At 72.0% G+C, this 24,808-nt stretch carries 18 protein-coding genes; 8 read left to right on the top strand and 10 right to left on the bottom strand.

Annotated elements, in window-relative coordinates; genetic code table 11:
* Positions 1 to 24: 24 nt before the first annotated feature.
* Together ACFXG1_RS13070 and ACFXG1_RS13065 are read left to right on the top strand one after the other, a co-directional pair.
* Complete coding sequence (locus ACFXG1_RS13070; protein ID WP_384742367.1) at positions 25 to 1,758, top strand: ABC transporter ATP-binding protein; 1,734 nt, start codon at positions 25 to 27, stop codon at positions 1,756 to 1,758.
* On the top strand, positions 1,755 to 3,758 hold the full coding sequence (locus ACFXG1_RS13065) for an ABC transporter ATP-binding protein (protein ID WP_384712005.1): 2,004 nt from the start codon (positions 1,755 to 1,757) through the stop codon (positions 3,756 to 3,758). Before ACFXG1_RS13070 ends, ACFXG1_RS13065 begins: the two co-directional genes overlap by 4 nt.
* A 44-nt stretch (positions 3,759 to 3,802) precedes the next feature.
* On the opposite strand, the gene ACFXG1_RS13060 is transcribed toward ACFXG1_RS13065, so the two are convergent.
* The 4 genes from ACFXG1_RS13060 to ACFXG1_RS13045 all read right to left on the bottom strand — a co-directional run bounded on the left by ACFXG1_RS13060 (position 3,803) and on the right by ACFXG1_RS13045 (position 10,331).
* The gene (locus tag ACFXG1_RS13060) at positions 3,803 to 4,927 is read right to left on the bottom strand and encodes an RNA polymerase sigma factor (protein ID WP_384712014.1); all 1,125 of its coding nucleotides are present in this window, start codon (positions 4,925 to 4,927) and stop codon (positions 3,803 to 3,805) included.
* A 374-nt stretch (positions 4,928 to 5,301) separates the two neighbouring features.
* A complete protein-coding gene (gene dnaG, locus ACFXG1_RS13055) occupies positions 5,302 to 7,218 on the bottom strand; it encodes a DNA primase (protein WP_384742365.1) in 1,917 nt (638 codons plus the stop codon).
* 213 nt (positions 7,219 to 7,431) lie between these two features.
* Positions 7,432 to 8,706 (bottom strand): NAD(P)/FAD-dependent oxidoreductase, encoded by a 1,275-nt coding sequence (locus ACFXG1_RS13050; protein WP_384712020.1) that lies wholly within the window; start codon positions 8,704 to 8,706, stop codon positions 7,432 to 7,434.
* A gap of 155 nt (positions 8,707 to 8,861) precedes the next feature.
* Positions 8,862 to 10,331 (bottom strand): deoxyguanosinetriphosphate triphosphohydrolase, encoded by a 1,470-nt coding sequence (locus ACFXG1_RS13045; protein ID WP_384712023.1) that lies wholly within the window; start codon positions 10,329 to 10,331, stop codon positions 8,862 to 8,864.
* A 290-nt stretch (positions 10,332 to 10,621) separates the two neighbouring features.
* Here ACFXG1_RS13045 and ACFXG1_RS13040 point away from each other — a divergent pair, with 290 nt between their 5' ends.
* Together ACFXG1_RS13040 and ACFXG1_RS13035 are read left to right on the top strand one after the other, a co-directional pair.
* A complete protein-coding gene (locus ACFXG1_RS13040; RefSeq protein WP_384712026.1) occupies positions 10,622 to 11,359 on the top strand; it encodes a vancomycin high temperature exclusion protein in 738 nt (245 codons plus the stop codon).
* Positions 11,360 to 11,480: 121 nt separating this feature from the next.
* Positions 11,481 to 12,071: a TIGR03086 family metal-binding protein gene (locus ACFXG1_RS13035; RefSeq protein ID WP_384712029.1), complete on the top strand. Its 591-nt coding sequence runs from the start codon at positions 11,481 to 11,483 to the stop codon at positions 12,069 to 12,071.
* An 18-nt stretch (positions 12,072 to 12,089) separates the two neighbouring features.
* Here the strand turns inward: ACFXG1_RS13035 and ACFXG1_RS13030 are convergent, their stop codons facing one another.
* Positions 12,090 to 12,683: an NADPH-dependent FMN reductase gene (locus ACFXG1_RS13030; protein ID WP_384712032.1), complete on the bottom strand. Its 594-nt coding sequence runs from the start codon at positions 12,681 to 12,683 to the stop codon at positions 12,090 to 12,092.
* Between the two features lie 156 nt (positions 12,684 to 12,839).
* Here ACFXG1_RS13030 and ACFXG1_RS13025 point away from each other — a divergent pair, with 156 nt between their 5' ends.
* The 3 genes from ACFXG1_RS13025 to ACFXG1_RS13015 all read left to right on the top strand — a co-directional run bounded on the left by ACFXG1_RS13025 (position 12,840) and on the right by ACFXG1_RS13015 (position 15,014).
* Complete coding sequence (locus ACFXG1_RS13025; RefSeq protein WP_384712035.1) at positions 12,840 to 13,457, top strand: Uma2 family endonuclease; 618 nt, start codon at positions 12,840 to 12,842, stop codon at positions 13,455 to 13,457.
* A gap of 256 nt (positions 13,458 to 13,713) precedes the next feature.
* On the top strand, positions 13,714 to 14,262 hold the full coding sequence (locus ACFXG1_RS13020; protein WP_384742361.1) for a hypothetical protein: 549 nt from the start codon (positions 13,714 to 13,716) through the stop codon (positions 14,260 to 14,262).
* 122 nt (positions 14,263 to 14,384) lie between these two features.
* Entirely contained in the window at positions 14,385 to 15,014 is a 630-nt protein-coding gene (locus ACFXG1_RS13015; RefSeq protein ID WP_384713765.1) for a class F sortase, read from the top strand.
* 28 nt (positions 15,015 to 15,042) lie between these two features.
* On the opposite strand, the gene ACFXG1_RS13010 is transcribed toward ACFXG1_RS13015, so the two are convergent.
* The 3 genes from ACFXG1_RS13010 to ACFXG1_RS13000 all read right to left on the bottom strand — a co-directional run bounded on the left by ACFXG1_RS13010 (position 15,043) and on the right by ACFXG1_RS13000 (position 17,695).
* Positions 15,043 to 15,732, bottom strand: a complete 690-nt coding sequence (locus tag ACFXG1_RS13010; RefSeq protein WP_384713768.1) for a ScbR family autoregulator-binding transcription factor — start codon at positions 15,730 to 15,732, stop codon at positions 15,043 to 15,045.
* Between the two features lie 197 nt (positions 15,733 to 15,929).
* A complete protein-coding gene (locus ACFXG1_RS13005) occupies positions 15,930 to 16,847 on the bottom strand; it encodes a putative protein N(5)-glutamine methyltransferase (protein ID WP_384713771.1) in 918 nt (305 codons plus the stop codon).
* Between the two features lie 224 nt (positions 16,848 to 17,071).
* Complete coding sequence (locus ACFXG1_RS13000) at positions 17,072 to 17,695, bottom strand: hypothetical protein (protein WP_384742359.1); 624 nt, start codon at positions 17,693 to 17,695, stop codon at positions 17,072 to 17,074.
* A gap of 205 nt (positions 17,696 to 17,900) precedes the next feature.
* On the opposite strand from ACFXG1_RS13000, the gene ACFXG1_RS12995 reads away from it, so the two are divergent.
* Entirely contained in the window at positions 17,901 to 19,976 is a 2,076-nt protein-coding gene (locus ACFXG1_RS12995) for an amino acid permease (RefSeq protein WP_384713777.1), read from the top strand.
* An 88-nt stretch (positions 19,977 to 20,064) separates the two neighbouring features.
* Here the strand turns inward: ACFXG1_RS12995 and ACFXG1_RS12990 are convergent, their stop codons facing one another.
* Entirely contained in the window at positions 20,065 to 21,162 is a 1,098-nt protein-coding gene (locus ACFXG1_RS12990) for an ArsR/SmtB family transcription factor (RefSeq protein WP_384742357.1), read from the bottom strand.
* 540 nt (positions 21,163 to 21,702) lie between these two features.
* Positions 21,703 to 24,420 (bottom strand): pyruvate, phosphate dikinase, encoded by a 2,718-nt coding sequence (gene ppdK, locus ACFXG1_RS12985; RefSeq protein WP_384742355.1) that lies wholly within the window; start codon positions 24,418 to 24,420, stop codon positions 21,703 to 21,705.
* Between the last annotated feature and the right edge of the window lie 388 nt (positions 24,421 to 24,808).

Here is a 24,808-nt window from a genome sequence, read left to right as displayed (position 1 = left end):
CCTGCCGACTTCGAGAGACAGCACGTGCTGATACGACTGCTCAAGACCCATCTGCGTCCGTACACGCGAACGATCGCCCTGCTGGTGCTGTTGCAACTGCTCCAGACCAGCGCCAGCCTCTACCTGCCCACCTTGAACGCCGACATCATCGACGACGGCGTGGTCAAGGGGGACACCGATACGGTGCTCCGGCTCGGGGCGGTGATGCTCGCCGTCAGCCTCGTCCAGGTCGTCTGCAACATCGGCGCCGTGTTCTACGGGGCGCGGACGGCCGCCGCGCTCGGCCGGGACGTCCGCGCCGCGGTCTTCGACCGGGTGCAGAGCTTCTCCGCGCGGGAGGTGGGCCGGTTCGGCGCCCCGTCGCTGATCACCCGGACCACCAATGACGTCCAGCAGGTGCAGATGCTGGTCCTGATGGCGTTCACCCTGATGGTCTCCGCGCCGATCATGTGTGTCGGCGGCATCGTGATGGCGCTCTGGCTGGATGTGGCGCTCTCCACCGTCCTGCTGGCGGTCGTCCCGGTGCTGGGGATCGCCGTGACGGTGATCGTGATCTTGATGCGCCCGCTGTTCCGGACGATGCAGGAGCGGCTGGACACGGTGAACCGGGTTCTGCGCGAGCAGATCACCGGGAACCGGGTGATCCGGGCGTTTGTGAAGGACGCGTACGAGCGGGAGCGCTTCCGGGAGGCCAACACCGGGCTGACCGATGTGTCGCTGGCCACCGGCCGGCTGATGGCGCTGATGTTCCCGACCGTGCTGACGGTGGTCAACGTCTCGTCCGTGGCCGTGGTCTGGTTCGGCGCCCACCGTATCGACGACGGGGAGCTGCAGATCGGGGCACTCACCGCCTTCCTCGCGTATCTGATGCAGATCGTGATGGCCGTGATGATGGCCACCTTCATGTTCATGATGGTGCCCAGGGCCGAGGTCTGCGCCGAGCGGATCGAGGAGGTGCTGTCCACCTCGTCGAGCGTGGCGCCGCCCCGGGAGCCGGTGCGCGCGCTGGAACGGCACGGGCATCTGGAGCTGCGGGACGTCGAGTTCCGTTATCCGGGCGCCGAGGAGCCGGTCCTGCGGGGCGTCTCCCTCACCGCCAGGCCCGGCGAGACGACGGCCGTGATCGGCTCCACCGGCAGCGGCAAGTCGACCCTGCTGGGGCTGGTCCCCCGGCTGTTCGACGCGACCGGCGGCACGGTACTGGTCGACGGGGTCGATGTGCGGTCGCTCGACCCGGCGCTGACGGCCAGGACCGTGGGCCTGGTCCCGCAGCGGCCGTATCTCTTCTCCGGGACGGTCGCCACCAATCTGCGGTACGGCAGGCCCGACGCGACCGACGACGAGCTGTGGCGGGCCCTGGAGGTGGCGCAGGCGGCCGATTTCGTACGGGAGCTGGACGGCGGGCTCGACGCGGCGGTGGCGCAGGGCGGCACGAACGTCTCCGGCGGGCAGCGGCAGCGGCTCGCGATCGCCCGCACGCTGGTGCAGCGGCCGGAGATCTACCTCTTCGACGACTCGTTCTCGGCGCTCGACTACGCCACGGACGCGGCGCTGCGGTCGGCGCTGTCGGCCGAGACCTCGGAGGCGACGGTGGTGATCGTGGCACAGCGGGTGTCGACGATCCGCGACGCCGACCGGATCGTCGTCCTCGACGAGGGCCGGGTGGTGGGCTCCGGTACCCACGAGGAACTGATGGAGCGGAACGAAACCTACCGGGAGATCGTCCTCTCCCAGCTGACGGAGGCTGAGGCCGCATGAGCGGGCCACGCATGATGACGGCAGGCTCGGCGGAGCGGTCGATGGACTTCGCGGGGTCGGGGCGGCGGCTGCTGCGGCAGCTCGCGCCGGACCGGGCCCTGCTGTGGGTGATGCTGGCCGCGGCGGTGCTGAGTGTGGCGCTCTCGGTGGTGGGCCCCTGGGTACTGGGGCGGGCCACCGACCTGATCTTCGCCGGGGTCGTCGGCCGGAGTGTGGAGGGGACGGACAAGGCCGGCGTCATCGCGGATCTGCGGGCCGACGGCGACAACGGGCTCGCCGACATGCTCTCCGGGGTGGACTTCACCCCGGGGCGGGGCATCGACTTCACCGCCGTGGGGCAGGTGCTGCTGGTGGCGCTGGTGCTGTTCCTGCTCTCGGGGCTGCTGGCGCTGGTGGCCACCCGCTGCTCGATCAAGGTGATCAACCGGGCGGTGTACCGGATGCGGGAGGACGTCCAGCGGAAGCTGGAGCGGCTGCCGCTGTCGTACTTCGACCGGGCCAAGCGGGGCGAGGTGCTCAGCCGGGTCACCAACGACATCGACAATGTCGCCCAGACCCTCCAGCAGACGATGGGGCAGCTGATCAACTCGTTGCTGACCATCGTCGGGGTGCTGGCGATGATGTTCTGGGTCTCCCCGCTGCTGGCGCTGGTCGCGCTGGTGACCGTGCCGGTGTCGGTGGCCGTGGCGACCCGGGTGGGCAAACGGTCCCAGCCGCACTTCGTCCAGCAGTGGCGGACGACGGGGAAGCTGAACGCCCATGTCGAGGAGATGTACACGGGGCACTCGCTGGTGAAGGTGTTCGGGCGGCAGAAGGAGTCGGCCCGGGAGTTCGCCGAGCAGAACGACGCGCTGTACGAGGCCGGGTTCAAGGCGCAGTTCCACAGCGGGATGATGCAGCCGCTGATGTTCTTCGTCTCCAATCTGAACTATGTGCTGGTGGCGGTGGTCGGCGGGCTGCGGGTGGCGTCCGGGACGCTGTCGATCGGGGAGGTACAGGCGTTCATCCAGTACTCCCGGCAGTTCTCGATGCCGCTGACGCAGGTCGCGTCGATGGCGAATCTGGTGCAGTCGGGGGTGGCGTCGGCGGAGCGGGTGTTCGAACTGCTGGACGCGGAGGAGCAGACCCCTGACGCTCCCGCGACCGCGACCGCGACCGCGACCGCGAAATCGGTCCACGGGACCGGGAACGGAAGCGGTGGCGGGGACGGGACCGGCGGCGCGCCCGGCGCGGCGGCCGTTCGGCGCCCGGCCGGCCGGGTCGAGCTGGAGCGGGTGTCGTTCCGGTACGAGCCGGACAGGCCGCTGATCGAGGAGTTGTCGCTGGGCGTCGAGCCGGGCCAGACGGTCGCCATCGTCGGCCCGACGGGGGCGGGGAAGACCACCCTGGTCAATCTGCTGATGCGGTTCTACGAGGTCACGGGCGGGCGGATCAGTGTCGACGGGGTCGATATCGCCGGTCTGCCCCGGGACGAGCTGAGGTCGGGGATCGGCATGGTCCTCCAGGACACCTGGCTCTTCGGCGGCACGATCGCGGAGAACATCGCCTACGGAGCCGCACGGGAGGTGACCCGCGCGGAGATCGAGGAGGCGGCGCGGGCGGCGCACGCGGACCGGTTCGTCCGGACGCTGCCCGACGGGTACGACACCGTGATCGACGACGACGGCGCGGGCGTCAGCGCCGGGGAGAAGCAGCTGATCACCATCGCGCGGGCGTTCCTCTCGGACCCGGTGATCCTGGTCCTGGACGAGGCGACGAGCTCGGTGGACACCCGTACCGAGGTGTTGATCCAGAAGGCGATGGCACGGCTGGCCAAGGGGCGGACGAGCTTTGTGATCGCGCACCGGCTCTCCACGATCCGGGACGCCGATGTGATCCTGGTGATGGAGAACGGTTCGATCGTGGAGCAGGGGACGCACGACGTGCTGCTGGCGGCGAACGGGGCGTACGCCCGGCTGTACTCGGCGCAGTTCGCCCAGGCGGTGGCGGAGGTCGACTGAGACACGGGTCGACGGGGCACGGGTCGGCCGGGTGTGGGGCTTCCTCAGTCGAGGTAGCCCCGCAGCTGGTCGGCGAAGGCGTGGTCGCGCAGCTTGTTGAGGGTCTTGGACTCGATCTGGCGGATCCGTTCCCGGGTCACGCCGAAGATCCGGCCGATCTCCTCCAGGGTGCGCGGCCTGCCGTCGACCAGGCCGTACCGCAGCTGGACCACCTTGCGTTCGCGTTCGCCGAGGGTGGAGAGCACGGCCTCCAGATGCTCCCGCAGCAGCAGGAACGCGGCGGACTCCACGGGGGACGCGGCGTCGCCGTCCTCGATGAGGTCGCCGAGCGCGACATCGTCCTCCTCCCCCACCGGGGCGTGCAGGGAGACCGGTTCCTGGGCCAGCCGCAGGACCTCCCCGACGCGTTCCGGCGGCAGGTCGAGCTGGGCCGCGACCTCTTCGGCGGTGGGTTCCTGGCCGCGTTCCTGGAGCATCCGGCGCTGGACGCGGACGACGCGGTTGATGAGTTCGACGACATGGACGGGGACGCGGATGGTCCGGGCCTGGTCGGCGAGGGCCCTGGACATCGCCTGCCGGATCCACCAGGTGGCGTAGGTGGAGAACTTGTAGCCGCGGGCGTAGTCGAACTTCTCCACCGCGCGGATGAGGCCGAGATTGCCCTCCTGGACGAGGTCCAGCATGGTCAGGCCCCGGCCGACATAGCGTTTGGCGACGGAGACCACGAGCCGCAGATTCGCCTCGATGAGGCGGCGTTTGGCCATCCGGCCGAGGACCACCAGCCGGTCGAGATCGACGGCGAGCTGGGAGTTGTTGATATCGGGGGTGCCCGCGAGCTTCTCCTCGGCGAACAGCCCGGCCTCGACGCAGCGGGCGAGTTCGACCTCCTCGGCCGCGGTGAGCAGGGGTATCCGGCCGATCTCCCGCAGATACTGCCGGAACAGGTCGGACGAGGGGCCGCCGCTGTCGGCCCGGGCCAGGGTCCGGGCGGCCTCGGGCATCTCGGGTCCTTCGGTCTCGGCTTCGGGTATCGCCTCGGGATGTCCGGGCGGCGGATGCTGTGCCGGTACGGTGGCGAGCGCTTCGCCCGGATCGCGGCGCGGGCCGCCGGGGGCGTCGGCGGCCGGTGGGGCCGGGGTGAGGGTCCGGGCTTGGGTCCGGGTCTGCACGGGGCGACCTCCAGGGTGATCGCTGCCGGTTCGAGGGCGTGCGGCAGCGGGACGGCTGCGGCCGGGCCGCTGTCCGTCCCGTACACGATGAGCGGATCCGCGGGAGTGAGAGGCCCACCGGCGGTGGGCCGGCCGCGCTCCGAGGACTCGGGCACCGCCCCCAGTGTGGGGTACGGCACATCTCCACCACGAGGGGCGTGCGGCGTTTTTTTGAGTCCGTTCCGTGACCGGCCGATTACCGTGCCGCGCTACCGGGCGGGCTCGCGAGGGCCTTCGGGAGAAGGCGGGCCGGGCGCGGGGCGCGGGGTCCGGTCGTCGCGCCCCGGGTCGGAGGGCCGCCCCGCCCGGGGGCAGGGGGCCGCGGCCGTCCCGGGTCAGAGGGCCGCGGCGCCGTGGTTGCGGAGGGACTGGGCGTACTGCTGGAGGACCCACAGCTCGTTCTGTACGGCCGTGTGCCGTTCGGGGTCGGCGCCCTGGCCGAGCCGGGCGAGGGTGCCCTGGACCTCGGCGATCCGGCGGTCGACGGCGCGCAGCCGGACCTGGACCAGCTGGACCCCGGCATAGGTCTCGTCGATGGTCCGGCAGTGGATCGCCTCGACGGCCAGCTCCGTGACCAGCGCCCGGACGGTGTCGTCGGCCGCCGCGTCCCGGACCATGACCAGATAGCCGGCCGGGTCCGCGGTGCCCTGCTCGGCGCCGCCCGCCTCGGCGATGGTCTGCCGTACGGCCGTGTAGGGCGGCGCGGTGAACTCGTCGGATCCGTAGGCGTCGAAGGCGGGTGAGACCAGCTCGGGGCGCTGGAGGGCGAGCTTCAGCAGCTCGCGCTCGGTGCGGTGGGCGGGGCTGCGGAGGTTGAGCGCCGGTCCCGCGGGTCCGGGGACGGCGGCGCCGGAGGGGCCCGCGGTGTGCCGGTCGCCGCCGGGGCGGGGCGGGGCGGCCGGGCCCCGGCCGCCGCGGTCCCGGGCCCAGCGGGCGAGCTGGGAGACGCGCTTGACCACGAACTGGGTGTCGAGGATGCCGACCATGCCCGCGAGCTGGACCGCGGACTCGTGCTGGATGGCGATGTTCTTGATCCCGGCGACGATGGGCGCGGCCTCGTCGAGCGCCGCTGCCCGGCCCGCGGGGCTCTCCAGATTGTGGCGCTTCACCACATGGCGGAGGGCGAACTCGAAGAGCGGCGTCCGATCGCCGACCAGGCTGCGGACCGCCCCGTCGCCCTCGGCGAGCCGCAGCTCGCAGGGGTCCATGCCGCCCGGGGTGATCGCGATGGAGGTCTCGGCGGCGAACTTCTGATCGTCCTCGAAGGCGCGCAGGGCGGCCTTCTGGCCGGCCGCGTCACCGTCGAAGGTGAAGATCACCTCGGCGGTGGCGTTGTCCATCAGGAGCCGTCGCAGGATCTTGATGTGGTCGCCGCCGAAGGCCGTACCGCAGGTGGCGATGGCGGTGGTGACCCCGGCGAGATGGCAGGCCATCACATCGGTGTACCCCTCGACGACGACGGCGCTGCTGGTCTTGGCGATCTCCTTCTTGGCCAGATCGATGCCGTACAGCACCTGGGACTTCTTGTAGATCCCGGTCTCGGGGGTGTTCAGATACTTGGGGCCGTTGTCGGACTCGTACAGCTTGCGGGCGCCGAAGCCGACGACATCGCCCGCGATATCGCGGATGGGCCACATCAGCCGGCCCCGGAAGCGGTCGATGGGGCCGCGGCGGCCTTCCTGGGAGAGCCCGGAGAGGACCAGCTCCTTGTCGCTGAAGCCCTTGCCGCGCAGAAAGCGGGTGAGGTGGTCCCAGCCCTGGGGGCTGTAGCCGACGGCGAAGTGCTCGGCGGCGTCGCGGTCGAAGCCGCGGTCGGCGAGGAAGGCGCGGCCGGTCTCGGCCTCGGCGCCGTTCTCCAGCTGGTCCCGGTAGAAGTCGGCGGCGACCTTGTGGGCCTCGATCAGGCGGATGCGCTCGCCCCGCTGGTGGGAGGGGTTGTAGCCGCCCTCCTCGTACCGCAGGGTGATCCCGGCGCGGGCCGCCAGCCGCTCGACCGTCTCGGCGAAGGTCAGATGATCGATCTTCATCACGAAGGCGATCGTGTCGCCGCCTTCCTGGCAGCCGAAGCAGTGGAAGAGTCCCTTGCTCGGGCTGACCTGGAACGACGGCGACTTCTCGTCGTGGAAGGGGCAGAGCCCCTTCAGATTGCCGCCGCCCGCGTTCCGCAGCTGGAGGTACTCGGACACGACGGAATCGATCGGGACCGCGTCCCGTACCGCCTTGACGTCGTCATCGTTGATCCTGCCTGCCACGCGTGAAGTCTACGGTGGCGCGGGGACACTTCCGGGGCCCTGTGGACGACCGGCCGTCCGGAACCGGCCGCGGGCGGTCCCGGGAAGCTCCCGCGACGGATCCGCGAAGGTCCCGCGAGAGTCCCGGGGGCGGTCCCCGGCGGCCGGTTCGTCGGCGGCCCGGGGCCCCGCGGCGGACGGGGTTCTGCGGCCGGGGGCCCCGCGGCGGACGGGTCAGCCGGTGCGTCCGCCGGTCAGTTCGGTCAGGGCCACGGAGGGGTCGGCGAGTGCGTCGGGGTCGACCGGCCCACCGGAGCGGATCAACGCCTGGATCGTGCCGGTGACGTCCCACACGTTCACATTCATTCCGGCCAGGACCCGGCCGTCGCGCAGCCAGAAGGCGATGAACTCGCGCTTGCCGACGTCGCCGCGGAGCACGAGCTGGTCGTAGGTGCCGGGCGGGGCCCAGCCCGAGTACTCCATCCCGAGGTCGTACTGGTCGGAGAAGAAGTACGGCACCCGGTCGTAGACGACGTCGCGGCCGAGCATCGAGCGGGCGGCGGCCGGGCCGCCGTTGAGGGCGTTGGCCCAGTGCTCGACCCGGATCCTGGTGTCCAGCAGCGGATGCTCGGCGGCGGCCACGTCCCCGGCCGCGTAGATATCGGGGTCGGAGGTGCGCAGGGCGGCGTCGACGGCGATCCCGCCGCCGTGGGCGCGGTCGGCGAGCGCGAGGTCCGCGGCCTCGGCGAGTGCGGTGCGCGGGGCGGCGCCGATCGCGGCGAGCACGGCGTGCGCGGGGTGCTCCTCGCCGTCGTCGGTCCTGGCGGCGAGGACCATGCCGTCCTGGCCGGTGATCTCGGTGAGCCGGGCGCCGAAATGGAAGGTGACGCCCCGCTCGCGGTGGAGATCGGTGAAGAGCTGGCCCAGCTCGGGGCCCAGGACCTGGTGGAGGGCCGTGGGCTCGGGCTCGACGACGGTGACCTCGGCGCCGTAGCCGCGGGCCGCGGCGGCGACCTCCAGACCGATCCAGCCGGCTCCGGCGATCACCAGGCGGCCGTTCTCGCGGCCGAGGGCGGCCAGCACCTGGCGGAGCCGTTCGGCGTGGGCGAGGCGCCGCAGATGGTGGACCCCGGCCAGCTCGGTGCCGGGGATGTCGAGGCGCCGGGGCTCGGCGCCGGTGGCCAGCAGCAGCTTGTCGTAGCCGAGGACCGTACCGTCGCCGAGCCGTACCGACCGGGACTGCCGGTCGACGGCGACGACGGTCTGGCCCAGGTGCAGCTCCACATCGGCGCGGGCGTACCAGCCGGGCTCGTGGACGAAGACGCTGTCACGGCTGTCCTTGCCCTGGAGATAGCCCTTGGAGAGCGGAGGGCGTTCATATGGGTGGTCGCGTTCGTCGCCGATGAGGATCACTCGCCCGGTGAAGCCCTCCGCCCGCAGGGTCTCGGCGGCCTTGGCCCCGGCGAGACCACCGCCGACGATGACGAATGTCCGGTGTCCGTCGACCACTTGATGCCTCCTCTGTGCTTCTGTCCCACCGGCGGCCGTCCGTGCTCCGTGCCGCAGCGGCCTGCTGCGAGCGTCCCGCACGGAGCGTGATGGCGGAAGAGGGAGTACCCCGGGCGTGTCTTGTCGACGCCCCCTCTCCGGGGCCGGTCAGAGGGTCAGCGGCGGGCTGTGAGCTGGGCGTGCAGGGTCAGCGCCGAGGCGTCGGTGAGGGACGCGACCTGATCCACAATCACCCGACCGCGCGCCCGGTCGTCGGGGGCGGCGTCGAAGAGGGCCCGGAATTGGGGGTCGAGTCCGTCGGGTGCGCGCCGGGCCAGCGCCTCGGCCAGCTCGGCGACGACGACGCGCTGGTCGGCGCGGAGCGCGGCCTGTTCCGCGCGCTGCATCACATAGCGGTCGGCGACGGCCTTGAGGACGGCGCATTCGTTGCGGGTGGCGCGGGGGACGACCAGCTCGGCGGCGTACCGGGTGAGGCGCCCGGTGCCGTACCGCTCACGGGTGGCGCCCTCGGCGGCGAGGCAGAACCGGCCGATGAGCTGGCTGGTGGCGTCCTTGAGCCGGGCCTGGGCCTGGGCGGAGCCGTCGTAGTGGTGGGGCCACCAGTCGTGGTCGAGGAGGCGGTCGAGGGCCTCGGACAGCTCCTCGGGGTCGGTGTCGGCGGGGACGTAGCGGCCGATGGCGACGCGCTGGATATCGGCCCGCTCGGGCTCGGCGAGCAGCAGATTGGGGTCGATATGACCGGCGTGGAGGCCGTCCTCGAAGTCGTGGACGGAGTAGGCCACGTCGTCGGACCAGTCCATGACCTGGGCCTCGAAGCAGCGGCGGTGGCGGGGCGCGCCGTCGCGGATCCAGGCGAAGACGGGCAGGTCGTCCTCGTACACCCCGAATTTGACCGACGCGGGGTCGGTGGGATGGCCGCCGCGGGGCCAGGGGTATTTGGTGGCGGCGTCGAGGGCGGCGCGGGTGAGGTTGAGCCCGACGCTCACGGGGGCGCCGGGGGTGCCGGGTGCGCGGGGGTCGGTGATGCCGGCGGCTTCGGCCGCCTCGGCGGTGAGGAACCTCTTGGGCTCGATCCGGGTGAGCAGACGCAGGGACTGGGCGTTGCCCTCGAAGCCGCCGCAGTCCTCGGCGACCTCGTTGAGCGCGACCTCGCCGTTGTGCCCGAAGGGCGGGTGGCCGAGGTCATGGGCGAGGCAGGCGGCTTCCACGAGGTCGGGGTCGCAGCCGAGCGCGGCCCCCAGCTCCCGGCCGACCTGGGCGCATTCGAGGGAGTGGGTGAGCCGGGTGCGGGGGCTGGCGTCCCAGGCCTGGTTGCGGGTGCCGGGGGTGACGACCTGGGTCTTCCCGGAGAGTCTGCGGAGCGCCGCGGAGTGCAGCACCCGGGCGCGGTCGCGCTGGAAGGCGGTCCGGCCGGGGCGCTTGTCCGGCTCGGGCGCCCAGCGGGCGGTGGCCGCCTCGTCGTAGCCGTACGCGTCGTCGCCGAAGGAGCCGGGGTGGCCGTCCCGTGGGTGCGCGGGATGCTCCTGCGCGCCGCCGTGTCCCGGGGCGGCCGGGTGCCCGTACGCATGGGGGTGCGGGCCCTGGGCGCCGGGCCCGTTCGGTGTCGTGCCGGTGGTGCCTTCCATGCCCCGACGGTAACCGGCGGCGGTGACAGCCGGGCGCGGGGGGACGCCCGGGGGCCGGGTTCACGCCTTCACGGCCGGGGCCGGGGGCGGGTTGTCCACAGGCCGGTACGGGCCGCACCGGAACGGCGCATCCTGGGGTCGGACCGCTCCTCGGCACCGTCCGGGGGGCCTCGTCGATCGAAGGAGACCGCCGATGGCTATGTACCTGACATGCGGGTGCGTCGGGTTCGGTGATCGCGTGATGACGCCCGCGGCAGAACCGCACGCGCCGATCAGGCGTCTGACCGGGCATGGACCGACCACGAATACGGCTGTGGGAGCGGCTGCCCGACGCCGCCCGTCCCGTGCTGCGGGCGCTGCGGCCCCGGCTGCCCCGCTCCCGGCGCACCCGCCGCCGGCTGGTTCAGGCCACCATGCTCGGCACGGTGCTGGCGCTGACCCCCGCGACCTGGCTCCACCTCTCCACCGACGACCGGATCCGTACGGTCGCGAACGTCCCGAAGCAGGACGTCGCCGTCGTCTTCGGCGCGGGTCTGTGGGACGGGCGCCCGACGCCGTATCTCGCCCACCGCCTCGACACGGCCGCGGAGCTGTACCGCTCGGGGAAGGTCAGGGTCGTCCTGGTCACCGGTGACAACAGCCGCGAGGAGTACGACGAGCCCGACGCGATGCGGACGTATCTGGCCGGGAAAGGCGTCCCGGACGAGCGGATCGTCAGCGACTACGCCGGCTTCGACACCTGGGACTCCTGCGTCCGGGCCCGGAAGATCTTCGGCGTGGACCGCGCGGTCCTGGTGACCCAGGGCTTCCACATCCGCCGCGCCCTCGCCCTCTGCGACTCCGCCGGGATCGACGCGTACGGCGTCGGCGTCGGCGAACCCCACGACGGCACCTGGTTCTACGGCGGCGCGCGCGAACTGGTCGCGGCGGGCAAGGCCGCGATGGACATCGCGCTCCAGCCGGACCCGCGTTTCCTCGGCGCCCGGGAGAAGGGCGTCCGGGAGGCCCTGGCGTCGGCCGACGACTGACCGGAGGACGCCGGGGCGGCACGGCGGGGCGCGGCCCGGGGTCGGGGGTCGAGGGGGGGTGGGGTCGACACGCGGGGGGAGGGTCGCGGTGGAGTCGGGGCTGTCGCGCCACAGTGGGCGCATGGCACATTTGCAACATGACGTGCGCACCCTGCTCGCCCGGCACTCCGCGGCGCTCGGGCTGTTCACGGAGCGGGTCCACGCCGTGCGGGCCGATCAGTGGGGCGAGGCGACGCCGTGTACCGACTGGTCCGTGCGGGATCTGGTCAACCATCTGACCGCCGAGCAGCTGTGGGTGCCCGATCTGGTGACGGACGGCGCCACGATCGCGGATGTCGGGGACGGGTACGACGGCGATGTGCTGGGCCGGGACCCGCGCGCCGCGTGGGACGCGGCGGCGCGGGCGGCCAAGCGGGCGTTCGCCGCGCCGGGGGCGCTGAAGCGGACGGTCCAGCTGTCGTACGGGGAGACACCGGCCGTGGCGTACTGCGCGCAGATGACGACCGACGCGGTGGTCCACTCGTGGGACCTCGCGCGAGCGATCGGCGCGCCCGAGCGGCTCCCGGAGGACCTGGTCGCCTTCGCGCTGGACGAGGTCACCCCGTACGCGGCCCAGTTGTCGGCGACGGGCCTGTTCGCCCCGCCGATCGAGCCCCCGCCGGGCGACAGCCATCAGACCAGGCTGCTGGCTCTGCTGGGCCGCCGGGCCTGACGGCCGGCCGGTACCCTCTCAGGCCTCGTACGGCCGGACGGCTCTGGCCTCCCGCAGCGCCCGGCCCCACCACGCCAGCTGGTCGAGCAGTGTCTTGGCGGCGGCGTCGCAGCGCTGGGGGTTCCGGTGGCGTCCCTCGGCGTCGAACTGGGTGTGGGCGTGGTGGAAGGAGACCGTGTCGCGGACGGTGACGGTGTGCAGTTCGGCGAAGACCGGCCGCAGATGCTCGACGGCCCGCAGCCCGCCCGACAGCCCGCCGTAGGAGACGAACGCGACGGGCTTGGCGCGCCACTCGGTGCCGTGCCAGTCGATGAGGCTCTTGAGGGCCGCGGGGTAGGAGTGGTTGTACTCGGGTGTCACGACGACGAACGCGTCCGCCGCCGCCAGTTTCGCCGTCACCGCCTCGGCGCCCTCGGGCAGCCGGGGCCCCAGGTCCGTGGGGAACTCGACCTCGCCGAGGTCGACGACTTCGGTGGCGAAGTCCCCCCGCCGCCGCGCGTGTTCGAGGAACCAGTCCACGACGACGGGCCCGAATCGGCCCTGCCGGTTGCTGCCCGATACGACGACCAGCCTCATCGGCACTTCGGTGTGGTGCTGCGTTGTGATGTCCATGCGCACGAGGGTCCGACCTGAAGCATGGTTGAGGTCAAATCCCCTCGTTCGCCCGTACGGGTGAGTCCCGCGGATACGGGTTCAGCAGGCGCCGGAGGCGACTGCGTTCGAGCCGGATACCCGCGAATGACCGTACGGGGAACTACCGTGACCACCATGACGCATCGGCAGGCGTCGGCGGACGCCTCATCCGCCGAAAACCCGGCAGGCGCCGGAGATCCGGGCGCCACCGGGGACTTCGACAGCCTGCTCCGAGTCGTGGCGGAACTCGACACCCCCGACGGGTACAAAGCCGAACTCGTCCGGGGAAAGATCGTCGTGTCGCCGTGGTCGAAGCTGCGCTACAAGAGGCCCATGAAGCTGTTGCGGCGGCAGCTCGGGGCTCATGCGCCGGAGGGGCACGACGCCGACACCTCCCCCTTCCTCTTCGTGTTCGCCCACTCCCGCCGCGCCTTCGGTCCCGATCTGCACGTCGCCGACGAATCGGCCTTCGACGCGGAGGGCCGGCATGCCGACGGCGAGGCCCTGTCCCTGGTGGCCGAGCTGACGTCCGTCTCCACCCGGGACGCCGACTGGCAGGACAAGCTGGAGGTCTACGGGCGCACGGTTCCCGTGTACCTCGTCCTCGACATGGGCGCCGAGGAGATCACGGCGTTCTGGGACCCCTCCCCCACGGGTTATCGCTCCCGGACGACGAAGCCCTTCGGCAAGCCGCTGCGGATCCCCGAGCCCTTCGGGTTCGACCTCGATACCGCCGGATTCGGTACGCACTGACGCAAGCCCCGCCGTCTCCCGCCTGTCTCCCCTCACCCGTCACCCGTCACGCCCGTCACCCGTCACGCCCGTCACCCGATCGGCACGTCTCCGGTCGCGTACCGGAGCACCCTCGTTGACCTGCGGTGACGTCTCGCGTCCAGGGCGACACGCCGCGCGCGAGGGCGAGATCTGACGAGATATCAGCAGGCGTGGGGCACGGGGTGGGACTTATCTCGGAGGGGACGGACCCGTAATCCCGCGCCTCGGAGGACCCATGCGCACCACCGCCCGCCTGCTGACCAGTGCCGTGCTGGCCGTCGCGACCACAGGAATCGGATTCGGCGCGGCGGCGGGGGCGTACGCCGGGGACCACGATCAGCTGGAGGTCTTCCCGTCGACCGCCGAGCCGGGGACCACGATCACCGTCAACACCACGGCATGCGGGAAGGACGGGCACGGCACCGGCGACGCGCGGGCGCTGGGGGTGGACGAGTTCCATCTGTCGCCCGGGTCGCACCGGGACTCCGTCGTCGGGGAGTTCCGGACGCCGAGCGGTGTGGAGTCCGGGAGCTACCGCGTCGAGGTGCGGTGCAAGAACGGCAAGCGCAGCTCGGGCGATGTGGTGATAAGGCATCGCGGGAACGACGAGCAGTCGGGCGAGCGGCGCCACGACGAGCCCAGTGGGCATGTGAGGACCGGTCTCGGCGGCAGTGTGGGCCCCGACACCACCCGGATCGCGGCGGGCGCGGCCGTACTGGCCGCCGCCGCCGTCGGCGGGACCCTGCTTCTGCGGCGTCGGGCGAGAGGCGCGCAGGGCAGCTGACGGGCCGCCGCTCGGCGGCCCCCGTCCCGCAGTGTCCCCCGCTCCCCGGACCCCGGCCCCGCCGGTGCGGCCCGGCGGGGCGGGGGACATCACCGCACCCGGGTGATCACCGTGGAGGTCCATTGAGCTCCAAAGCCAAAGGGTGGTGTCTGGCCGCCGCCGTCTGTGCCGGTCTGTGGCTCGTCCAGAACGGCGCGCGGACGACCGTCGGTCCGCCCGTCCCCTCCGCCGCGCAGGCGTTCGCGGCGGGACCCCGTTTCCATACGGACGCCGCCGCCGCCCCGCTGCCGCCGTCCCAGCCGCTGCGGCTGCGGATCCCCGATATCGGCGTCGACGCCCCGATGCGGGGTCTCGGCCTGGGCCGCGACGGCAGCCTGGACGTACCGCCCGCCGGTGACCGGAATCTGGCGGGCTGGTTCCGGGACGGTACGCCACCGGGCGCCGACGGCACGTCGATCGTGGCCGGTCATGTCGACAACGCGAGCGGTCCCGCCGTCTTCTACGCCTTGGGCGCACTGGAGAAGGGGCACCGGATCGAGGTGGTCAGGGCCGATCGCCGGGTGGCCGTGTTCACCATCGACGCGATCGAGGTGTACGAGGCCGACGGCTTCCCGGACGAGAAGGTGTACGGCGCTCGCGGACGCGCCGAACTGCGGGTCATCACCTGCGGCGGCGGCTTCGACAAGAAGTCGGACCGCTATCGGGGGAATGTGGTCGCGTACGCCCATCTGATCGGGGTCGGGCGAGTGTGAAACGCCGGAGCCCACAGGGACGGCCGGATCACACCTGCGCCACCCGTCGCTCCCGCCCCGCGTGCTCCCTGGTCACCTGGTCGTACAGCAGCCGCCCCCGGTCCAGCGTGAAGTCGAGCCGGGCCAGCACCCCGGGGACCGCGATCCCCGTCATCAGACACCGGAACAGCTCGGCCATCCGCCGCGGCATGTCCTGCCGGTCGGTCATGATGCTGGACATCACCTGGGTTCCGGTGAAGGTCGCGGTCACCATCCAGGAGATGGCCTCCATGTCCAGATGCGGCAGCATCTCGCCGTTCGCCTGCGCCTCCCGGAACTTGACCTCGTTGATCTGGTTCCACGCCCGCATCGGTACCCGCCGGTCGAGGCCGTCCCGGGCCGAGCCCGCGTCGACGGTGAGCCGTACGCTCCCCTGGAAGATCGGGTCGCCGGTCTTCGGCAGGAGCAGATGCGACAGCACCTGGGCGCCGTCGATCGCCTCCTGGAGCTTCAGCTCGTGCGGCGGGATCAGCGGCAGCGCCTCGGCCTGGGCGTCCAGTACCGCTTGGGCCAGTTCGCGTTTGGACGCGAAGTGGAAGTAGAGGGCTCCCTTGGTCAGACCCGCCCGTTCCAGAATGTCGGTGATCTTCGTGGCCTCGTATCCGACTTCGTCGAACACCCTGGCCGCCTCCACGAGGATCTTCCGTCGTGTGCGGATCGCCCGCTCCTGCCGCGCCACGAGGCGCCCCCTAACCGCCGCTGCCGGACGAGAACCGGAAGGTCTGACACTGCTGTGCGGAGTGGCCGGCCGGTGCCGCCGCGCCGGGCGGTAGCCGCCTCCGGCCCCCACGGCTCCCACATTCCCACGGCCGGCGCCCGTACCGCCCGGCGGGCCATGGCGGCGGCTCGAAAACACCGCCCGCCGGATACCCCTTCTCACCACGGCGTACGCCTCCCCACGACAACGGTCGCCCACCACTCGTCGGAGGTCTCCACCCGGGCCGCGAGCCCGGTCGCCGCCACGATCCCCAGCGCCCGGGACGCCTGCCGTTCCCCCGTCTCGAACAGCAGGGACCCGCCGGGCGCCAGCCACTCCCCCGCCTCCGCCGCGACCCGGCGCAGAACGTCCAGCCCGTCCGCGCCGCCGTCGAGCGCGGCCCGGGCCTCGTGCTCCCGGGCCTCGGTGGGCAGCAGCCCGATCTCCTCGGTGGGGACGTACGGCACATTGGCCAGCAGGACGTCCACCCGGCCCCGCAGGGCGGCGGGCAGGGGGGCGTACAGATCGCCCTCGTACACCCGCCCGCCGAAGTCCCGCACATTGCGCCGGGCGCAGCGGACGGCGGCCGGGTCGATATCGGCGGCGTGGAGTTCGGTGCCCGGGAGCCGGACGGCCAGGGCGGCGCCGAGTGCGCCCGAGCCGCAGCACAGATCGACGGCGACGGGCCGCGGCGGGGCGAGCGCGACGGCGGTCGCGGCGAGGAACTCCGTACGCCGCCGGGGGACGAAGACGCCCGGGTCGACGGCGATCCGCAGTCCGGCGAATCCGGCCCAGCCGACGATGTGCTCCAGCGGTCGGCCCGCGGCGCGCAGTTCGACCATCGCGGCGAGCCGGGCGGCACCGCCGGAGGATCCGGTGGAGGTGTCCGCGGGGGTGCCGGCAGAAGTCGGGGTGGAGCTTTCGGCGGCGGCGTCGATCAGGAGCCGCGCCTCCTCCTCGGCGAAGACGCAGCCCGCGGCGCGCAGCCGGGCCACGACGGCGGCGGGGTCGAGGGCGGGGGCGGGGAGAGGGGTGGTACGGAGCGCGGCGGCACGCGCCGGGGGGCGCGGCGAAGGGGAGGCGAGTGGGTACGACATGGAAGCCTTCCGGGGATCCGAAGGGCGCTCCACGGAGTTCACCGGTAGCGGTGAACCGTCCCGGTCGTCGGGCCGTTCGAGGGGAGCACCCCGTCCGTCACAGCGGTGATGGGTCCCACCTCCCCGGGTCGTCGGCACATCGGCTCGCGGTCGCGCGCCGGTCCGGCGCGCGGGACGGTCACTCTACCCCGGTGACTCCCGGGCGACCACGCGTGGCGGCGGCGTCAGCTCAGGCCGGAGGCGTCGAAGACGGCGCGCGCCGCCTCGGCGTCGGCGTCCGCCATCCGGGCGCGGAGCCCGTCGAGTGCGGAAGTTCCGGTACGGAGCAGTCCGCTCTCCCGCGAGCGGCGCGCGCCCCGGTCCAGCTCGTGCCGGATCAGCGGGTTGACGGCGAGCGTGACGGGGTCGACCTCCACCCGGTGGCCCTCGGCGTCCCGCAGGACGACGCGCTGGGCGATGCCCTCGCGGCGGGCGATGTGGATGAGCAGGTCGGTACGGACCCGGCGTTCGCGGAGCAGTCCGCGGACGGCGAGCCAGTCGTGGCCGACGGTGACCCGGGGCGGGTACAGCACGGCGAGGAGCAGGAGCGCGAGCCCCGACCACAGGGCGGAACGCGGCACGGTGAGGGTGTCGCGGCCGAGGTCGACGATGTGCAGGAGGAGCAGCAGGGCGAGGGCGCAGAAGGCGGCGGCCCACAGGTCGTGGGTCCATCTCCGGTCCTCGGCGAGCACATCCCCGCCGTCGTCCGGTGTCCCCGGCCCGGCGGCCGCCGTCGCCCCGGGGCTCTCCCCGTGGTCCCCGTGGTCCCCGTACTCTCCCGGCCCGCCGCCGGGGCGCTGAGATTCCATGGCCGGGAGCGTAGGCCCGGCGGGGGTGTCCGTCCGCCGTTCCGCCGGGTCGCTGACGGTTTCTGTATGTCCGCGTCAATATCGCGTGAAGACGGACGTGGTGGGTGCAAAAGACGTGACAAGAGGGCGCGCGCCGTGGAATTCGCGCCCTCAGGCTGGGGACCGCCCTTGTCGCGAGGGTCGTTTCCGGAGGGGGATCACCACGATGACCAGTAGTTCCACGGCGTGCGGCGGCGCCGGAAGACCGTCCGGGCAGGCCGGTCCCGCGAGCGGGAGCGGGGTGGGTCCGCGGCTCGTGAAACCGCCGGACGCCCTGATTCCGGCGGACGCCCTGATTCCGGCGGTCGTTCCGGGGCCGGCGGCGGAAACGGGAACGCGGCCGGAAGGAGACGGCGGCGTACGGCCGGACGACGGGGACCGGGCGCCGGACGGCGACCCGGTGCCCGGTGGCGTACCGGCGCCCGGTCGCGACCCGGGCGAGCGGCACCGGCTGACCGCCGTCCAGGGCCTGGCGGCGCTGTCCCTGGACGCCATGGCGTCGGTGGCGTACGGGCCGGAGGCCATCGTGCTGGTGCTGGCGGCGGCCGGGGCCGCCGGGCTCGGCTACACCCTGCCGGTGACGCTGGCCATCGCGGGCCTGCTGGCCGTGCTGGTGGCCTCGTACCGCCAGGTGATCGCGGCGTTCCCGGACGGCGGCGGGTCGTACGCGGTCGCCCGCCGCCATCTGGGACGGCGTACGTCCCTGACGGCCGCGGCGTCCCTCGTTCTCGACTACGTCCTCAACGTCGCCGTCTCCGTGACGGCCGGGGTCGCGGCCCTCACCTCCGCGTTCCCCGCCCTCTACGACGACCGGCTGTGGCTCTGCCTCGGGGTGCTGGTCCTGGTCACGGCGGTCAACCTGCGGGGTATCGCCGACTCGGCGAAGGCGTTCGTCGTCCCGACGGCGGTCTTCGTGGGCTCGATCCTCACCCTGATCGCGGTGGGGCTGTTCCGGGACGCCCCGGTGTCGACGGAGGCGGCGGCCGGTCATGCCTCGGCCCTCAGCGACAACGCCACCACCGTCGGCGCGCTGCTGCTGCTGAAGGCGTTCGCCTCGGGCTGTTCGGCGCTGACGGGGGTGGAGGCGGTGGCCAACGCCGTGCCGTCGTTCCGGGCGCCCGCCGCCCGGCGGGCACAGCACACGGAGGTCGCGCTCGGCGCGCTCCTCGGGGTGATGCTGATCGGTCTCTCGGTCCTGATCGGCCGGTTCCATCTCCAGCCCGTGGAAGGGGTGACGGTACTGGCGCAGCTGGCCGACGCGTCCCTCGGTCACGGCTGGGGGTTCTACGTCGTCCAGTTCGCCACGGTCGTCCTGCTGGCGCTCGCCGCCAACACCTCGTTCGGCGGGCTGCCGGTCCTGATGTCGCTACTGGCCCGGGACAACTACCTGCCGCACGTCTTCCGGTTGAAGGCGGACCGCGAGGTGCACCGGTACGGAGTCGTGGTGCTGGCGGCCGTCGCGGCGCTGCTGCTGGTCTTCTCCGGCGGGGACACCAACACCCTCGTCCCGCTGTTCGCGATCGGGGTGTTCGTGGGCTTCACCGTCTGCCAGACCGGGATGGTGGTCCACTGGCGGTCCCTGCGGGCGCCGGGTTGGCGGCGCAAGGCGGTACTGAACGGCCTCGGGGCGGTCCTGACGGGGGTCAGCGCGCTGGTGGTGACGGCGACGAAGTTCACCGAGGGCGCGTGGCTGATCGTGCTGGCGCTGCCGGCGCTGGTGGTGATGTTCGAGCGGGTGCACCGGGCGTACGGGCGCATCGACGACCGGATCGGGCTCGGCCGGGTCCCGGAGGCGCCGCACCGCGACCGCTCCCTCGTCATCGTCCCCGTATCGCATCTGTCCCGGCTGACGTGCGAGGCGCTCAACGCGGCGGTGTCGCTGGGCGACGAGGTGCGGGCGGTGACGGTGACCCACGCGGACCCGGAGGACCGGGAGGCGGCGCGGGCGCTGCGCCGGGACTGGGAGCTGTGGGATCCGGGGGTGGAGCTGGTGGAGCTGCACTCGGAGCACCGGACGATCGGGCGGCCGGTGGCCGAGTACGTCCGGCGGGTGTACAAGTACCACCCGAAAACCCGGGTGACCGTCCTCATACCGGAGATGGAGCCGGAGCGGCTGTGGCAGCGGCTGCTCCAGAACCAGCGGGGCGCGGTACTGGCGCACGCGGTACGGCGGGACACGGAGGCCGTGATCTGCCGCCTGCGTCTGCGCGCCTCCGCTGAGGGGCCGGGGCCAAGGGGGTAGTTGGGGGCGCTGGGGGTCCCCCCATTGCCCCTGACCGCCTCCGGCGGGCGGCCGGAGGCGGCCGGAGGCGGCCAGGGGATACGTTTCCTCAGAGCGTGGGCGCCTCCGCGGGGGCGCCGCCGCGGAGGAGGGCGGCGCCCAGGGGGGTCAGGGTGTGGAGTACCGCGTTCCCGTGGCGGAGGGTGAGGACGAGGCCCGCCTCCCGGAGGACCGCCGCGTGCTGGCTGGCCGAGGCGAGGGAGACCCCCGCCCTGCGGGCCAGTTCACTCGTGGTGCAGCCGTAGCGGATCGCCTGGAGGACCGCGGAGCGGGTATGGCCGACGAGCCGGCCGAGGGAGGAGGCGAGGGCACCGGTCGTCTCGCCGAAGACCTGGTCCGGCGGGTGGGCCACGGGATAGACGAGGACCGGCGACAGCGTGGTGTCGCGCAGGACGACGGGGGTGTCCCGGCAGAAGAAGGACGGCTGGAGCAGCAGCCCCCGGCCGTCGAGCCGCAGTTCGCGGTCGACGGGGTAGTCGGCCTCCAGGACCGGCGGACGCCAGCGGAGCACGGGCGGCAGCGAGCAGAGGAGTTCGGCGGCTCCCCCGTCGAGCAGCGCCCGGCCGCGGACCGCGCGATCGGCCTCGACTCTGGCTTGAATATGTGCCCAGTAGGGCTCGACGGCGGCCCGGTGGTAGCCGCGCAAGGTGGTCAGCAGCCGGGACATCGGGCCCGGCCGCCCCTCGGCGAGCCCGGCGACGGCGGGGGCGGGTAAGGCCCCGGCCGTGGCACCCGTCGGAGCCCGGTCGGACAGCCCCGCGGCTCCCGCCGCAGGTCCGGACGGCGGCCCCGGCGCACGCGCGGCGGCACGGGCGGATGCACGGGATGCTGACGCGAGAGTCAGTTCGGAATGGAGTCGCCCGGGCGGCGTGGCCCGTATCGCCGCGAGACCCGATTCGAGACCGCCGCTCGCTTCGGACGGAGTCAGGAAGTCCGGAAAATAGCCCCGGGTCGGTACGAGTGCCGCCAGCAGGTTTGTTTCACCATTCAACCTGGCGCGCGTTTCCGAGCGCCATTCCCCGAACATCACCGCACGTCGGCGCTCTCTCAAACGATGAAAACTGAGAATGGTCTCCCACAGGACATCAGGTTTTGCCGCCATTCTCACTCTGGCCAGATCGTCGCCGGTGAAATGGATACGGAGCACTGAACCCCCACTGTTGCATGAGCAATCGCCCCCTACCACTGAGTATGCACATCATCACAACCGGTTACCACGGAGTTTCAGCCAGAGTTGAAAAGCCTCGCCCGCAACGGGTGCGAACCGAAAGGCTGTACCGCGTCGGGCAGGTTCCTTCTGTCTCCGATGGACGGCGCGAAGACCGTGGGGGGCTTTGCATCGTCCGGCGGCGGGTGACAGAAGGTGCGGCTCCCTGTCCGGCCGGGGTAATGGGGCGCGGCCCGAGGATGGGGATCCACGGGCCGCGCCCCGCCCGTGTCTCGGGCGGAATCTCATCGTCCGTTCATTTCCGGCCCGGCCCGCAAAGTCGAATTCGGCAACGACTTTCCGGAAGTCGCGCTAACCGCGGACAACGGGCGGAATCAGAAAACGCTCATAAGAGAGCGACAAGAGGCGAAGGAGCGGGCGCCCCGCACATGGCGCCCGCTCCTTCCGTTCTGGGTTCCGGAGCCGCCGCCGTCCATTGAGGGATGGGTAACGGACGGCGGCGACCCCGGGGTTCGAAGGTCAGCGCGAATCGCTGCCCTGCGACTGGATCGCCGCCCGGCCGGCTTCGAGCCGGGCGACCGGGATCCGGAACGGCGAGCAGGACACGTAGTCGAGCCCCACCTCGTGGAAGAAGTGGACCGACTCGGGGTCGCCGCCGTGCTCCCCGCAGACGCCGAGTTTCAGCCCCGGCCGGGTGGCCCGCCCGGCGGCCACGGCGCTGCGTACCAGCGATCCGACGCCGTCCCTGTCGATGGTCTCGAACGGCGAGACCCCGAAGATGCCCTTCTCCAGGTACGCGGTGAAGAAGCTCGCCTCCACGTCGTCGCGTGAGAATCCCCACACGGTCTGGGTGAGGTCGTTGGTGCCGAAGCTGAAGAACTCGGCGGCCTCGGCGATCTGAGCGGCGGTCAGCGCCGCCCGCGGCAGCTCGATCATCGTGCCCAGGGCCAGCTTGAGGGTCACCCCGGTGGCCGCCTCGACCTCGGCGATCACCGTCTCGGCCTCGTCCCGGACGATCTCCAGCTCCTGGACCGTACCGACCAGCGGGATCATGATCTCGGCGCGCGGATCGCCCTTGGCGTCCTTGCGGGCGGCCGCGGCCTCGGCGATCGCCCGTACCTGCATGGCGAAGAGGCCGGGGATGACCAGCCCGAGCCGGACCCCGCGCAGCCCCAGCATCGGGTTCTGCTCGTGCAGCCGGTGGACGGCCTGCAACAGCCGCAGATCGTTCTCGTTGTGGTCCTTGCGGGCCTCGGCGAGCGCGACCCGGACCGACAGCTCGGTGATGTCGGGCAGGAACTCGTGCAGCGGCGGGTCGAGCAGCCGGACCGTCACCGGCAGTCCGTCCATCGCCTCGAACAGCTCGACGAAGTCCTTCCGCTGGAGCGGCAGCAGCTTCTCCAGCGCCTCGGCGCGCTCCTCGTCGTGGTCGGCGAGGATCAGCCGCTCCACCATCTCGCGCCGCTCGCCGAGGAACATGTGCTCGGTCCGGCAGAGCCCGATGCCCTGGGCGCCGAACCGGCGGGCGCGCAGCGCGTCCTCGGCGTTGTCGGCGTTGGCCCGCACCCGCAGCCTGCGGACCCGGTCCGCGTAGGCCATCACCCGGTGCACGGCGCCGACCAGTTCGTCGGCGTCGTCGGCGCCCGCGTGCATCCGGCCCTCGAAGTACTCGACGACCGGCGAAGGCACCACGGGCACCTCGCCCAGGTAGACCTTGCCGGTGGAGCCGTCGACGGAGACCAGGTCGCCCTCCTCCACCACGGTCCCGCCGACCGTCATCCGCCGCCGCTTGGTGTCGACTTCGAGGTCCTCGGCCCCGCAGACGCAGGTCTTGCCCATCCCGCGGGCGACCACGGCCGCGTGCGAGGTCTTCCCGCCGCGCGAGGTGAGGATGCCCTCGGCGGCGATCATCCCGTCGAGGTCGTCGGGGTTGGTCTCCCGGCGGATGAGGATGACCCGCTCACCGGAGCGGGACCACTTGACGGCGGTGTACGAGTCGAAGACGGCCTTGCCGACGGCGGCGCCGGGCGACGCGGCGATCCCCCGGCCGAGCAGCTCGACCTCGGCGTCCTCGTCGAAGCGGGGGAACATCAGCTGGGCGAGCTGGGCGCCGTTGACTCGGTTCAGGGCCTCGGCCTCGTCGATCAGGCCCTGGTCGACGAGCTGGGTGGCGATCCGGAAGGCGGCACCCGCGGTCCGCTTGCCGACCCGGGTCTGGAGCATCCACAGCTGTCCGCGCTCGATGGTGAACTCGATGTCGCAGAGGTCGAGGTAGTGGTTCTCCAGCGTCTCCATGATCTTCATCAGACGGTCGTACGACGCCTTGTCGATCCCCTCCAGATCGGCCAGCGGCACGGTGTTGCGGATCCCCGCGACCACGTCCTCGCCCTGCGCGTTCTGGAGGTAGTCGCCGTAGACGCCCTGCTGCCCGCTGGCCGGGTCACGGGTGAAGGCGACCCCCGTCCCGGAGTCCGGGCCCAGATTGCCGAAGACCATGGAGCAGACGTTGACGGCGGTCCCCAGATCGTTGGGGATGCGCTCCTGACGGCGGTAGAGCCGGGCCCGGTCGCCGTTCCAGGAGTCGAAGACCGCGGAGATCGCGAGGTCCATCTGCTCCCGCGGGTCCTGCGGGAAGTCCCGTCCGGCCTCGGTCTTCACGATCTTCTTGAAGTGCTTGACCAGCTTCTTCAGATCGGCCGCGTCGAGATCGGTGTCCACGCCGACGCCCTTGGCCGCCTTGGCCTCCTCCAGCGCCTCCTCGAACAGCTCGCCGTCCACCCCGAGCACGGTCTTGCCGAACATCTGGATGAGCCTGCGGTACGAGTCCCAGGCGAACCGCTCGTCGCCCGCCTGCCCGGCCAGACCGGTCACCGAGGCGTCCGAGAGGCCGATGTTCAAAACGGTGTCCATCATCCCGGGCATGGAGAACTTGGCGCCCGAACGGACCGAGACGAGAAGGGGATCGCCGGGGTCGCCGAGCTTCTTGCCCATAACCGCCTCCAGCGCGTCGAGGTGCGCACTCACCTCGGTCCGCAGCGCCGGGGGCTCCTTCCCGCTGTCGAGGTAGACCTTGCACGCCTCGGTGGTGATGGTGAAGCCCGGAGGGACGGGCAGCCCGAGGTTGGTCATCTCGGCGAGGTTGGCGCCCTTGCCACCGAGCAGGTCCTTGAGGTCCTTGTTCCCCTCGGTGAAGTCGTAGACGAACTTCTGATCGCGGAGATCCTGATTTTCCGACACGGCTCTCGACCCTTCGAGGCTCGGTGGCTGCCCTGACGGCGAGGAACATACCCAGATCGAAGGCGTCTGGGTACGTCCACTTGGCCGTCATACGGCCGTAACCACTCGTCCGCCACCGGATCGAAAGTGAACTGACGGAAAGACGTCTTTACCCGTCCCCTTCACCCCTTGAACGCATCACCACGGCACGCCACAGAAAGGCTCGATATCACGACAGGGAGTGACGATCGGCCCGGCAAGTCGAACGCAGCAGGGGTGGCACGGAGTGCCACCTTTGATGTTCTACAGTCAGCCTTAAATCGCTCATTCGAGCGGGACCCCTATCAAGCGTGGCGAGAATCACGCACCGGAACGACCCTCCGTTCCGCCATCCGGACGACCCCGGGAC

Origin of the sequence: Streptomyces sp. NPDC059248, assembly GCF_042753905.1 — a bacterium.
Taxonomy (GTDB): Bacteria; Actinomycetota; Actinomycetes; order Streptomycetales; family Streptomycetaceae; genus Streptomyces.
Note: the sequence above shows the minus strand (reverse complement) of the source record. Positions and strands in the feature narration are given on the sequence as shown.

Coding starts and splice junctions, on each gene's coding strand:
- ACFXG1_RS13035 (WP_384712029.1), top strand. CDS start 11,481: ATGGCACATTTGCAACATGACGTGCGCACCCTGCTCGCCCGGCACTCC.
- ACFXG1_RS13065 (WP_384712005.1), top strand. CDS start 1,755: ATGAGCGGGCCACGCATGATGACGGCAGGCTCGGCGGAGCGGTCGATG.
- ACFXG1_RS13020 (WP_384742361.1), top strand. CDS start 13,714: ATGCGCACCACCGCCCGCCTGCTGACCAGTGCCGTGCTGGCCGTCGCG.
- ACFXG1_RS13000 (WP_384742359.1), bottom strand. CDS start 17,695: ATGGAATCTCAGCGCCCCGGCGGCGGGCCGGGAGAGTACGGGGACCAC.
- ACFXG1_RS12995 (WP_384713777.1), top strand. CDS start 17,901: ATGACCAGTAGTTCCACGGCGTGCGGCGGCGCCGGAAGACCGTCCGGG.
- ACFXG1_RS13025 (WP_384712035.1), top strand. CDS start 12,840: ATGACGCATCGGCAGGCGTCGGCGGACGCCTCATCCGCCGAAAACCCG.
- ACFXG1_RS13005 (WP_384713771.1), bottom strand. CDS start 16,847: ATGTCGTACCCACTCGCCTCCCCTTCGCCGCGCCCCCCGGCGCGTGCC.
- ACFXG1_RS13040 (WP_384712026.1), top strand. CDS start 10,622: ATGGACCGACCACGAATACGGCTGTGGGAGCGGCTGCCCGACGCCGCC.
- ACFXG1_RS13045 (WP_384712023.1), bottom strand. CDS start 10,331: ATGGAAGGCACCACCGGCACGACACCGAACGGGCCCGGCGCCCAGGGC.
- ACFXG1_RS13030 (WP_384712032.1), bottom strand. CDS start 12,683: ATGGACATCACAACGCAGCACCACACCGAAGTGCCGATGAGGCTGGTC.